The sequence below is a fragment of the Desulfovibrio sp. genome (assembly GCF_047607245.1).
Classification (GTDB): domain Bacteria; phylum Desulfobacterota; class Desulfovibrionia; order Desulfovibrionales; family Desulfovibrionaceae; genus Desulfovibrio.
This window is the reverse complement of the sequence record NZ_JASGDK010000150.1, coordinates 1-12092: the sequence shown is the minus strand read 5'-3', so window position 1 is coordinate 12092 and position 12092 is coordinate 1. Positions and strand designations below refer to the sequence as shown.

Here is a 12092-nt window from a genome sequence, read left to right as displayed (position 1 = left end):
GGCCGTCATTGACGCCGCCAAGCAGCAGGTATTCAAAGGTGATGCGTTCGCGTGTGTTGAGCGAGTACGACTGGAGCGTGGACATCAGGCGGTCCAGAGGCCAGCGGGCGGCCTTGGGCATGATGCGGGCTCGTAACTCCTGATTGGGCGCGTGCAACGACACGGCAAGAAATGCCAGGCCGCATTCGCCCAGCTCTTTCAGATTTTTTTCAATGCCGCAGGTGGAAACCGTGATGCGGCGCGGTGAAAAATTTAATCCTTTGTCGCTGTTGAGGCTCTGCAATGAGCGCATGATTTCGTTAAAATTCAGCAGGGGTTCACCCATGCCCATAAAAACGATGTTGCGCAGCATGGGCCAGTGCAGGCGCGTGTCGCCCAGGTGTTCGCGGGCTACCAGAATCTGGCCGAGAATTTCAGCCATAGTCATGTTGCGCTCAAAGCCCATTTCGCCCGTGGAGCAGAAGGTACAGCCCATTGCGCAGCCTACCTGACAAGAGAGACACTGGGTCCAGCGGCGCACGCCTTCGCGGGAGTCTGAAGGAATAAGAACTGTCTCCACCTGTGCGCCGTCTTCAAGGCGCAGCAAGAACTTGGTGGTTCCATCCTGACTTTCTTCCACGGCGGTTACTTCCGGCCAGATGATGCAGGCTTTGGCAGCCATGCGCTCGCGGCAAGGCCGGGAAATGTTGGTCATGATGTCGAAATCGCGCGCCATGCGCTGCCATATCCATTGCCATATCTGCATGGCGCGGAACTTGGGCTCGCCCAGTTCTGCCTGCGTCCAGGCTTCCAGTTCGGGAAGGGTGAGATTGAGAAGATTGATCATTATGTCCTGCCGGGCGGGGGCGTCCTGGCTGCGTGTTGTGGTTTCGGCCATGCCCTGTGCGTAACGGCCCGCCTTTTGTTTACCGGGAGGAAGAAGAGAGCACAAGGGGATTTGTTAAGGGTGTATTTCTGTACTGCGATGTCATTTTGCATTTTTCCTGAGAATAAAGGTGCCTGAGCAAAGAATGGCGCATGCGGCAAGAACGATAAGCAGCGCATCTGAAAGCCCTTCTTTGTGAGCAACAAAGCCAAGCAGGGGAGGAAAAAACAACAGGCCGCTGTAAGATAGTATGGACACAATGGCACTGGCTTTTCCGGCGCTGACGCCCAGGTAGCTGCCGGCACGGCTGAACAGAATGGGAACAATGGGGGCCAGCCCCGCTCCCATCAAGGCATACCCCACAAGGCACGCGGCAGGATCAGCAAAAAACAGAACCAGCGACATGCCGCAAAGAGTCAGGACTGCGCCCCCCAGAGCAAGCAAGAAATCTCCCCAAGAACTCCGCAAGCGGTCTCCAGCAAGGCGGCAAAGAACAGTCGCAATTGAAAAGGCTGCAAAGACGAGGGCGGCAGTCTGCTCTGATGCGCCCTTAACTGTGTGAAGAAGCAGGCTGCCCCATTCCGCCACAGAGCCTTCAACCGCATAAGCGATCATTGCCAGTAACCCGCACAAGATGACAAAAAGAGGCAAACTCCGACCGGATTTTTGCTGCTGTGTTATGGTTTCAGAAGGCATGTCCGTCATAAGTTTCGGGGCGGCCCAGGGGCGAAAGCAGATATAAGCTCCAAGAACAACAGCGGCATTGATAAAGGGGTTTAATCCCAAGCCTGCGAACAGAGCACCCGTGAGGGAACCCAGTACACCGCCAAAACTGTACGCAGCATGCAAAAGCGACATGCAGGGTGACGCATAGCGCCGCTCAATCTGTATGCCCTGGGTATTCATAGAAACATCCACAAGCCCCATTCCCAGTCCGGCCAGTATGCATGTCAAACCCAGCTGGACAGAGTCAGAAGCCAGGGTACACAGAATGATGGCGAGAACTAGCACAAGAGAAGCCAGCCGTAAAATCAGTGCGCTTCCCCATCGGGCGATAAGCCATCCGCTGCCGATCAGAGCTGTGACGCTTGATAAACCAAGGCAGAGCAAGATAAGGCCAATTTGTGCTTCATCTGCTTCTGTTTGAGTTTTCAGGGCAGGCAACCGGGAGGTGAGAAGCCCGTAGGCGAGGCCGGGGCAAATGAAAAAATAGGCGCATGCCGCTCGTGCGATGGTAAACTCAGCCCACTTCATGATGAATATTTCCTTGTAAAACTAGATTGTTATATTTTTTGTCTCTGAAATAAAGGTTTCATCAGAGATTTTTCAAGTATAAACTACTGGGTAACACAAGGGTCAAGGAGAAGTTTTATGGAAACGAAAAAGCTTTTGAAGGTTGGCGAGTTTGCCCGTCTTTGCCATACGACAAAAGAAACTCTTCTTCATTATGACCGGAAAGGGCTTTTACAGCCGAGGTACATCGCGGAAAATGGATACCGGTTTTACAGTGCGGAGCAATTTTTTGATTTTGACATGATTTCTCTGCTCAAAGAAACAGGAAGCAGCCTTGATGAAATCAGGGAGAATCAGGATAATTGTAGTACGCTTGAATATATAAATTTTATAAAAAAACGTGTTGAAATGCTCTATGCAGAGCATCGAAAGATCATTCACCGCATGCATATGCTGACGGATCTCGCAACAATAGCGGAGCAGGCATTGACTGTGGAGTTTGATAGAATATTTTTTGAAGAGCGTGATACCGAAAGTATAAGATACTATCCCGTCAATTCTGAAAAGATGTTGACTCGTGAAGACAGCGTTGAATGCTATTCTTCATGCCTGATGTATGATCTGGATCATGGAAATACCATATATCCCCCCATCGGGATGATTATTCCCAAAGAATACGCCGAAAGTAGAGAATTCAAAATAACGCATCTGTTTTCAAAAGCGTCTGGCGGGAATGACATGACCGTTAAGGAAATAAAAAAAGGCAGGTATGCATGTCTGCTTCATAAGGGAGATATGCAAAGTCACAAGGCAGCGTTACAGCGTATGGTAATCAGCATAGTCGATCAAAAGAACACGATTGATAGCGATATTTATGTATACGACCAGATGAATTGCGTTTTGATGGATAAAAACGGCAGTTACACTGCAAAATATGAAATGAAAATTATATAGCAGGCTCCAGATCAAAAAGAAAAGGCCGTCCCATTTTGCAGAGACGGCCCTAATAGAGCAATATAAACTATACTGACAGGTTGCGGCAATTAACCGACAGATTTTCTCGCATATTCCCGCACGAAATGTACTGCTGACTCCAGATCCGTAACTTCCCCGGCAATCTGCGCCTTGAGCAGCGCATCACGAATCACGCCAACCTGCGGGCCGGGCGACAGCTTGGTTTCGCCCATAATCTCATTGCCGTTAAGCAGGGGTTCCAGCATCTGCTCCGGCGTTTCCGCACGGTCCAGGTACTTCATATTATGGTTGAACGAAGTGGGAATGCCGTCGCGCGCCTTGAGGTCTGCCCGCGCCATAGCAATAAGGCGCGGGTAGTCGTCCAGCGCTTTGAAGCGGCGGATGCCCCTGTCAGTCATCATGAAGTGGAAGCGCATGTGGTTGCGCACCAGATTGCACAGCAGGTCGATGTCTTCTTGCGTGAAGTGCAGGCGGCGCAGAATCTTGCGCGTTACCTTGGCCCCAACGCGGTGATGCTGGTAGTAGGTCCACAGGCCGTCAAAATATTCCCCGGTGTAGAGCTTGCCCACATCGTGAAAGAGCATGGCCATCGTGCCCAGCCAGTCGTAATGGAAGTCCTCTTCGGGATAGCATTTCATGCACTCAAGCGTGTGCTCGAAAACGTTTTCGGTGTCGCCTTCCTTGTTGCGCATCTGCGTCAGGCAGGAAAGGGACGCCACTTCGGGGATAAGTCCCTGAAGAATGTGGGCTTCAAAAAGCAGGCGCACGAACTGGTGCATGTTTTCAGCGGCAACCTTGCGCCATTCATCCATAATATCCGTGGCGGGCACGTAGTCCAGCACGCGGCTTGAGGCACGGATGATGGCCAGCCAGGTATTGGGTTCGATGGGCAGGTCGAAATTTGCGGCGAAGCGCAGTGCGCGAATGGCCAGCAAATAGTTGTGGCGCAGGGTTTCGTCCGGCAGGCCGGTGAGGCAGATGGCTCCGCCCTTGATGTCTTCAAAACCGTCATACACGTCGCCGCTGGCTTCAGGCGTATTGAAGCCGGTGAGGCGCAGCTTGAGGCGCTCTTCAGGGCTCATGAGATCAATCATCGTGGGAGTGATCTTGACCAGCGAAAGTTCGGGATGCCCGGCGGCGGCCACTTCAAGCGGATAGAACCGGTAGGTGACGCCGTTTTCTTCCATAATGGCCAGCGCGCGCTTTTCGGGGGCGGCGATGGCTTTGGGGAAGAGCTTGAACAGTGTATCCATGTCCGGCTCGCAGGCGATGTCTACGGCCAGATGGTCAACCTTCTGGAGCAGATGTTCCTGCAAGGGGGCATTGATGACATGCGCGTCATAGCCGTTGCGCAAAAATGTTTTGCAAATGGTTATGGCGTCTTTGAGCGCTTGTTGCATCGTGATCTCCTTGCAAATAATGACGGCAATGGCCTGTACTATGCCTTTTGGGGGCAATGAAAGTCAAGCATGTCGCCTTGTTGTGCTTGTAAAAGTGATAAGTATCAGCAGCGTTTGAGCTGTTTTCGCCATTAAGCTTTTAACGGCTCAGCGCTGCTTTCAGTTGAATATGATTTCTTCAATAAGAGAATTTTATCACAGCTGGCCCCCACAGGAAAGCCCCCGTGCGAACACGGGGGCTTTGGTAACGGTTTTCACCGTATGGTTGACCTTGGGGTCAACCTAGTCATGCATGTGGTTCACTTCCATCTTGACGCCAAGGGCGACCCGCCACAGCAGGGAGAGCACCAGAGCGCCAACACCGTACACACCAAGAGCCACGGCAATTTCCTTGGCGCTGGGCATGTAAGGCGTGAAGGCTTCAAACATGTTGGGCGTGAAGCCAGCCACCAGCAGGCCAAGACCCTTGTCGATCCAGGAAGCCAGCACCAGCATGATGAGGGCGATGGGCAACAGGCAGGGGTTTTCGCGCAGCTTGGGCGGAATAAGCAGGGCCAGAGAAGCAAAGGCCATTATAACAGCGCCCCACATCCAGTAGCTCACCCAGGGCAGATGACCTTCGTGCCCGAAGAAGAGGAAGTGGATGGGTTCCTGATGGCCGGGAATGCCGCTGTAGAAAGCGGTGAAGATTTCCAGCAGGTAGAAGAATACGTTGATGCACATGGCATAAACGATAATGGTGGTCAGGGTTTTCACGGCTTCCTTGCCGGGCTCGAAGCCCGTCAGGCGGCGCAGCACCATCATCAGCAAGAGCAGGATGGCAGGACCGGAGCAGAAAGCCGAAGACAGGAAGCGGGCGGCCATAATGGCGGTGAGCCAGTAATGGCGGCCAGGAATACCCGCATACAGGAAGGCCGTGACCGTATGGATGGAGAAAGCCCACAGAATGGAGATGTAGATAAGGGGCTTGATCCATTTGGGGGGATCAATCTCGTGCCTTTCGGCCTCAAGGGTGACCCAGCCAATGATGATGTTCAGACCCAGATAGCCGATGAGCACCATCATGTCGTAGAACATGACGGAGTTGGGCGAGGGGTGAAGCATAACGTTGAGCATGCGCTGGGGCTGGCCCAGGTCCACCACGATGAAGAGCGCGCACATGACCACGGCCGCAACGGCCATGAATTCACCGAAGATGATCATGCGTTTGAACTTCTTGTAGTGATGGAAGTAGGTGGGCAGCACCAGCATGACGGCCGAGGCCGCCACGCCCACGAAATAGGTGAATTGCGAAATATACAGTCCCCACGAAACGTCACGGCTGAGGCCGGTGACGGAGAGACCGTTCTGCAACTGATCCAGATACACAAGGCCGCAACCCGCGATAAGAACCAGCAGGAAGATCAGCCACATGTAGAAGGTCTTAGGACCGTCGAGCAATTTTTCAAGCATGGCCTGTTCTCCCTAAATAAGGTAGTAGACGCCGGGCTGGGTGCCCAGGCTGGGCTTGCGGCGAATACTGTAGTTGGCGGCCAAAGCCTGGCGCACCGTTGAATTGGGGTCTTCCAGGTCGCCGAAAAGTATCTTGCCATTGGCTGCTTCAACGCAGGCGGGCAGCTTGCCCACGGCAAGGCGCTCGGCGCAGAATGTGCACTTTTCCACCACGCCGATCATGCGCGTGGGGTATTCGGGGTTGGGCACAGGGTTGGACAGGAACTTGCGCGGGTCTTTGAAGTTGAACGAGCGCGCGCCGTAGGGACAGCCAGCCATGCAGAACCGGCAGCCGATGCAGCGGTGGTAGTCCATAGCCACAATGCCGTCTTCCATCTTGTAGGTGGCCTGTGTGGGGCACACGCGCACGCAGGGCGGATTGGTGCACTGGTTGCACAGCAGCGGGTACATAGACTCGCGGGAGTGCTTGTTCAGATGCGCGTTCATGTCGTCAGGGAAAACATGAGCGTAGCTGTCCAGCCAGAACCACTTGATGTCCTGGTTGCCAGGAATCTGCGGCACGTTGTGGAAGCTGTGGCACGCGCTGATAAGGGGCTTGTAGTCTTCAGGTCCCGTGAACTGGCGTGTGTCGATAACCATTGCCCAACGCTTGGCATGCAGGGCATTGGCCGCGCGCTCATATTTGCCAGGGGCAACCTGCGCCTGGGCAACGCCAGACAGGGCAGCCATGCCGCTGGTAAGTGCGAAGGCCGAAAAGCCCGCCACTTTCAGAAAGCTTCTTCTGCTCTTGTTCATTACTTGCTCCCCTGGGGAATGATGTGGCAAGTCCAGCAATAGGGATCAACGCCGTTAGCCTTATGGCACTTCTGACAGAATCCCTCATAGTCATTATGGCACTTCATGCAGGTATTCTGAAGGCTGATGTTCCACTTTTTGCCGCTGGTGGACACATAGACGCGATTTTCCTTGCGCAGGGCCTCATCACGCCATTCATTGAGCAGGCGCATGTGCTGGTCGCGCATGAACTGCACGTCCTCGATGCATTCCTTTTCGCCCTTGGGCAGCTCAATGCCGGTGCTCTTGTAATCCTTCCCCATCATGCTCAGCCAGAAAGGGGAGGTGAACAGGGCCACAAATATTATGATCCCAACGATAACTGCTTTGGCGTTATACATTTATTGGCCCTCCCCCTGTGCTTCGGGCGCGTCCTCGTCGTCCACCACATTGGGCAGGTCTTCCTGACGCATGTCCATGGTGCGCTTGCATTCGCCCTTCATAATCAGGGCGTTGGCCACCAGTTCGTGCAGACCGCTCACATTGACGCCCGGTGCCCAATAGTTGGCAAGCGGGGGCAGAGTGGCGCGGTCAATGGCGCAAACGCAGGCCATGTGGTTGACACCGTATTTTTCCTGCACAAAGCGCAGGGCATTGCCGCGCGGCATACCGGCGCGCATGCGCAGTTCCATGATTTCTTCCGTGTTAAGGCCCGAACCCGCGCCGCAGCAGAAAGTCTGCTCGCGAATGGTGTTCTCGGGCATTTCGTGGAAGTTGTTGCAAACGGCATTCAGAACGTAGCGGGGTTCGTCCAGCAGGCCCATGCCACGAGCCGGGTTGCAGCTGTCGTGGAAGGTGGTGATGATATGGTCGTTACGGCTGGGGTCCAGATTCAGTTTGTTGTGATGAATGAGGTCAGCTGTAAATTCCGCAATGTGCACCATCTTGGTGGAAGCGGCGTTTTTGAACACCGTACCCGTAATGGGTGACACGGGAACTTCCATATTGGCCGGGGTGGGGCCGTTGTAAGTGTCCATATACTGGTTGATCACGCGCCACATGTGTCCGCATTCGCCGCCGAGGATCCATTTGGAGCCCAGGCGTTCGGCTTCGGCGTACATCTTTGCGTTGAGCTTCTTGGCCATGTTGAAGGAGGTGAAGGAACCGAAGTTGCCGCCTTCAGAAGCATAGGTCGAGAAGGTGTAGTCCAGATCAAGCTCGTGGAAGAGCATGAGGTAGCCCATGAAGGTGTAGATGCCGGGGTCGGCAAATACGTCGCCAGAGGGCGTGATGAACAGAATTTCGTGGCCCTTTTCGTTGAAGGGCGTCTTGGGACGGATGCCAGTGATGGTTTCGCAGTCATCGGCCAGCATTTCCACAATTTCCACGAAGGAGTGGGGCTTGATGCCAAGATGGTTGCCCGTGAAGCTGCAGTTTTTCACAGGATCCATGATCCAGTGAGTGCCGAGGCCCACTTCATGCAGCAGTTCGCGCACGATAGCGGTGATTTCGGCGGTGTCGATGCCGTAGGGGCAGAAGAGCGAGCAGCGGCGGCATTCGGTGCACTGGTAGGCGTAGTAGAACAGTTCTTTGACTACAGCCACGTCCCAACCACGGGCGCCGACCTTTTTACCAAGAATCTTGCCCAGCATGGTGTAGTCGCGGCGGTAGAGCGAGCGGAGCAGCTCGGCGCGCAGCACGGGCATGTTCTTGGGATCGTTGGTGCCGAGGAAGAAGTGGCACTTGTCGGCACAGGCGCCGCAACGCACACAGATATCCATGAACAGCTTGAGCGAGCGGTGCTTTTCAAGTCTGTCGGCAAAGGCGTCGCACATGATTTCTTCCCAGTTTTCGGGCAGGTTCCAGTCCTCGGCGGACGGATCCCACTCGTGGGGATTGGGCATGTGCATCAGTTCCATAGTTTCTTTTTTGGCCGGATAGCAGAAGCTGCCCGGCGTAAATTCCGGCTTGACGTCAAGCCAGTCTTCGACCGGAAAATCCGGACGGCTGGCGACAAGCATTTGCGGCGTAGGTAATTTTGCCATGATGAAGACTCCTTACTCGGCGGCCTTTTCGGGTTGCTTATCCAGCGGCAGCCCGGCTTCAGCCATGGCGTCGCGATAGGTATCCTCGTACTCGGCATAGGTGAAGTACTGCTTGGGCGGATTCCAGGGGTTGATATGGCGAACCCGGCGGGAATTGTTGGCCAGGTTGCGCGTGGGGCTGAAGAACACGCCCGGCATATGCATGAGCTTGGAGAAGGGGAAGTAAATCAGCAGTACGCACACCAGAGTAAGGTGGGTGAAGAAGAGCGCGTTGATGCCGGCAGTGGTCACGGGCGCAAAGTGTGTAAGGCCCATAACGAAAATCTTGACCTGGGCTATTTCGGTCTTATCGAAATAGCGAAGGCACAAGCCGGTGCTGATGATGCCAATGATGAGCCACAGCGGAAAGTAGTCGTTGAACAGCGAGATGTAACGCAGGCGCTTGTCATAGATGCGGCGGCCAAGAAGAAAAAGCACGCCCACCAGCACCAGACCACCGGTCATGAAAAAGCGGGGCGAGCCCACCTGCATGATGCCGTCGATGGTCTCCAGAAACTTGATACAGGACGGGATGGGCTCCATAAAAAAGCGGAAGTGGCGGATGAAGACCAGCAGGAAACAGTAGTGGAACAGCAGGGCGAAAACCCACAGCCACTTGGAAGAAAAATAAATGGTGCGCGGGCCCTTGCTGATGGGGTCGTTTTCACGCACGTCGGCTACAGTGTTACGGAACAGCGAACGGAAGAAAAACACTTCCAGAAACATGCGCCGCACCACGTCCCAGGTGTTGCTGGGGCAGTCGAGCCGGTTGGGCTTGATGAAGTCAAGCGACACTTCCTGCCCGCCCGTGGTGGGGATGCAGAAAGGCACGGGCGATTTGGCCCAGTACACCATGCGCCAGATAACACCGGCGATGAAGACGACGACTGCTACATATGGCAGCACAACGCCGAACAGAGGCGCAAGCCCTATGGCCGCTCCCGCCCAGGCGATGGCTCCTAAGAGCAGCACCAGCAGTAATGAATTGAACATTCCCTACCTCACTTCCACTAAAGTTGCCTCAAAAGCCCACCACGGGATATTGAGAAATGCCTTGACCGCACGCCTGAAAAGCCCGGCAAGGGCAAGATGCCGGGCATATGCGTGTGGATTTCAGCGTTCGTCCGACGAATGCGGAGATCCGCCTTCCAGCTTTTGCGCCCAGCGCGCCAGTTGGGCGTGCTGGTTGCGAATTTCTGTGATGCGCAGGTTAGCCACAAGCTCGCGGGCTTCGGTATACATGTCGAAGGCCAGCAGGGTCAGGCTGTCCAGGCGCGATTCGGCTTCCATATAAGACGCAACATCGCCCAGAGTCATAAACTCGGGCAGCAGATGTTCGCGCAGAATGGGCTTCATAAGAAAAAACACGCCCAGTCCCTGGCTAGGAGCAAACTTCTGCACCGCGCGCAGTCTGATGAAACGCTCCAGAGCCATTTTGGTCTGCTCGGGGGTCACGTGTTCACCAGCCATTGCGTCGTACAGAGCGTCGGCCGCTTCCTTGGTCATGTGGGCGACAGGGTTGCTGAAAGGGTCTTCACGGGTACGTAAAAAACCTGTCGTTTCAAACGGGTAGGTGTTAAACACCTCGTCAGCCCAAAGGCGAACGATCTCGCTTTTGCGCTTTCTGAACAAATCCTGTGCTTTCATGCCGCCCTCATGCCTTACGGGTAAGGCTGTTTCATATAAAGTGGAAGCGCAAAGGGCGTCAAGCCCATTTAGCGCTTTCCTGCACTACTTACGTTATTTTTTGCACAATATCAGCGTGCCACTGCACCCTTGTATCGGAATGGTTCCCCGTCCCGATTTCAGGGCGCAGTTCTCTTGCCGGCTCAAGCTGGCTACATTTGCTGTAGACCGGGCCATCAGCGTTTCGGTGCTGAAAAGGCGGTGCAGCAGCTCGCCTTGGATCTCCAGCAGCAGCGCTTATGTGCAGGCTTGCCGTGCTGTCAACCGTGCTTCGCCTTTAGCTTTAGCCTGTTACATTTCGCCTGACCCATTTTGTCAGGCAACAGCCCGGCAGATGCTGCAAGCCCAGCCATTTGCGGCAGCAGTAAGTGCGCTTGCCAATCTTTGAGAACTGCCTTTTTTGAAGGCAGTGTGCTCAAAATATCGTGTCTATTCCGGGCAGGGAGTCGGCCCGCCGCACTGACCCGCGATCTGCGGCTCCAGTGGCAGGGCATCGCTTGCGCCGCCCTGTTGCCCCTGTTGCGGGTAGGTTGCGCCCGCGCCGTTTGGAATGCCTGCGGCTGGAGCACTGGAACCCGCTGTGGCAGATCCAACTGCGGCAGACCCCGCCCCTGTGGCGTTCCGCTGGCTTGCGGCTTGGGCCTGCTTGACCAGCATTGAGGGCAAGCCGTGGTATTCAAAGAAGGGCACGGTCTGAGCGCCAGCCATGAAGACGTGAGATTTGTTGCGCAGCATGCGGAAGCGCAGCCAGATCATATCCGGGCTCCACGCTGCAAAGCCGCTGGGAGCGTTTACTTCCTGAGAGCGGGCCAGGGCTTCTGCCATGCTGTCCCCCTGATCAAGGCGGCGCATCATGTGCGCTACGCGGTACACGTCCGCGTCATTTTCAGCGAGGGGGTAGAAGGCGACATCCACATGGCCCGAAAGAATGCCAACGCCTTCACGGCAACTGGAGCAGGAGGGCGAAAAGAACATATGTACCGAGGCTTCTTGACCATTATCGGTAATGGCCCAGACATTGGCCTGTGATTTGGCCACTGCGCCAAGGTTGACGATGAAGAGCACTCCCCATACCAGCACCAGGGCAGAACGTCCCGGTTTGCTGGCGCGGCTGCGCGCGGCTGCCGCGTGGCGAAAGCTCATATAGATAAGGGCAAAGAAAACAGCCACGATAAGGCAGCTGACACAGGGGGCGGTAAGAGCCATTACCATAAGCAGCAGCACATCGCCCGTGAGCGCCAGGGCTGCCAGTATTCGGCCCCAATGGGTGGCCCCCAGCAAAGCCAGAAAGCACAGGGCAGCGAAAACGCCAGCTCCGAGCCACCACAGTGAAATGCCCGCAATGGAGGTGTCTTGGTATAAAGAACAGCCAGCCGTTACGCACAGGTTGACCTCGTTGCCAAGGGCGCTCCATGCGCAGAATGCTGCGGCCAGCAGAGCAAGGCACAGGGCGCCGGTAACGACTTCGTGGGATCGGTTCATGGACCACCTGTAGATGGGTTTGAGCAGGTATCATCGGGGCGTGCACAGGGCGCGCGCCAACGGTGAGCCGCCAGCCGGTACACTCGGGGCCGCACGCTTGCGGCAGCCGCACGACGACTTCTATGCCCGAAATGTATCATT

11 protein-coding genes are annotated in these 12092 nt (G+C 55.1%); 1 reads left to right on the top strand and 10 read right to left on the bottom strand.

The genetic code is table 11. The annotated features are described in order from the left end of the window. Both rlmN and QM579_RS11635 read right to left on the bottom strand, forming a co-directional pair. A partial coding sequence (rlmN, locus tag QM579_RS11640) for a 23S rRNA (adenine(2503)-C(2))-methyltransferase RlmN (protein WP_414999308.1) occupies positions 1-826 on the bottom strand: 826 nt, incomplete at its 3' end. Positions 827-967: 141 nt separating this feature from the next. Next, positions 968-2119, bottom strand: coding sequence for an MFS transporter (locus QM579_RS11635; RefSeq protein WP_414999307.1), 1152 nt, complete (start codon positions 2117-2119; stop codon positions 968-970). A 117-nt stretch (positions 2120-2236) separates the two neighbouring features. Here QM579_RS11635 and QM579_RS11630 point away from each other — a divergent pair, with 117 nt between their 5' ends. After that, positions 2237-3052 (top strand): MerR family transcriptional regulator, encoded by an 816-nt coding sequence (locus QM579_RS11630; protein ID WP_414999306.1) that lies wholly within the window; start codon positions 2237-2239, stop codon positions 3050-3052. 89 nt (positions 3053-3141) lie between these two features. On the opposite strand, the gene QM579_RS11625 is transcribed toward QM579_RS11630, so the two are convergent. From QM579_RS11625 to QM579_RS11590, 8 genes are all read right to left on the bottom strand, one after another. After that, positions 3142-4473: an HD domain-containing protein gene (locus QM579_RS11625; protein ID WP_414999305.1), complete on the bottom strand. Its 1332-nt coding sequence runs from the start codon at positions 4471-4473 to the stop codon at positions 3142-3144. A gap of 282 nt (positions 4474-4755) precedes the next feature. After that, on the bottom strand, positions 4756-5925 hold the full coding sequence (gene dsrP, locus QM579_RS11620) for a sulfate reduction electron transfer complex DsrMKJOP subunit DsrP (RefSeq protein WP_414999304.1): 1170 nt from the start codon (positions 5923-5925) through the stop codon (positions 4756-4758). A 12-nt stretch (positions 5926-5937) separates the two neighbouring features. Next, entirely contained in the window at positions 5938-6720 is a 783-nt protein-coding gene (gene dsrO / locus QM579_RS11615) for a sulfate reduction electron transfer complex DsrMKJOP subunit DsrO (RefSeq protein WP_414999303.1), read from the bottom strand. After that, complete coding sequence (gene dsrJ, locus QM579_RS11610; RefSeq protein ID WP_414999302.1) at positions 6720-7100, bottom strand: sulfate reduction electron transfer complex DsrMKJOP subunit DsrJ; 381 nt, start codon at positions 7098-7100, stop codon at positions 6720-6722. The genes dsrO and dsrJ overlap by 1 nt, the downstream gene beginning before the upstream one ends. Then, entirely contained in the window at positions 7101-8744 is a 1644-nt protein-coding gene (gene dsrK, locus QM579_RS11605; RefSeq protein ID WP_414999301.1) for a sulfate reduction electron transfer complex DsrMKJOP subunit DsrK, read from the bottom strand. 12 nt (positions 8745-8756) lie between these two features. Continuing rightward, positions 8757-9776, bottom strand: coding sequence for a sulfate reduction electron transfer complex DsrMKJOP subunit DsrM (dsrM, locus tag QM579_RS11600; protein WP_414999300.1), 1020 nt, complete (start codon positions 9774-9776; stop codon positions 8757-8759). 120 nt (positions 9777-9896) lie between these two features. After that, positions 9897-10430, bottom strand: coding sequence for an RsbRD N-terminal domain-containing protein (locus QM579_RS11595; RefSeq protein ID WP_414999299.1), 534 nt, complete (start codon positions 10428-10430; stop codon positions 9897-9899). A 468-nt stretch (positions 10431-10898) separates the two neighbouring features. Then, the gene (locus tag QM579_RS11590) at positions 10899-11951 is read right to left on the bottom strand and encodes a hypothetical protein (protein ID WP_414999298.1); all 1053 of its coding nucleotides are present in this window, start codon (positions 11949-11951) and stop codon (positions 10899-10901) included. Positions 11952-12092 lie beyond the last annotated feature (141 nt).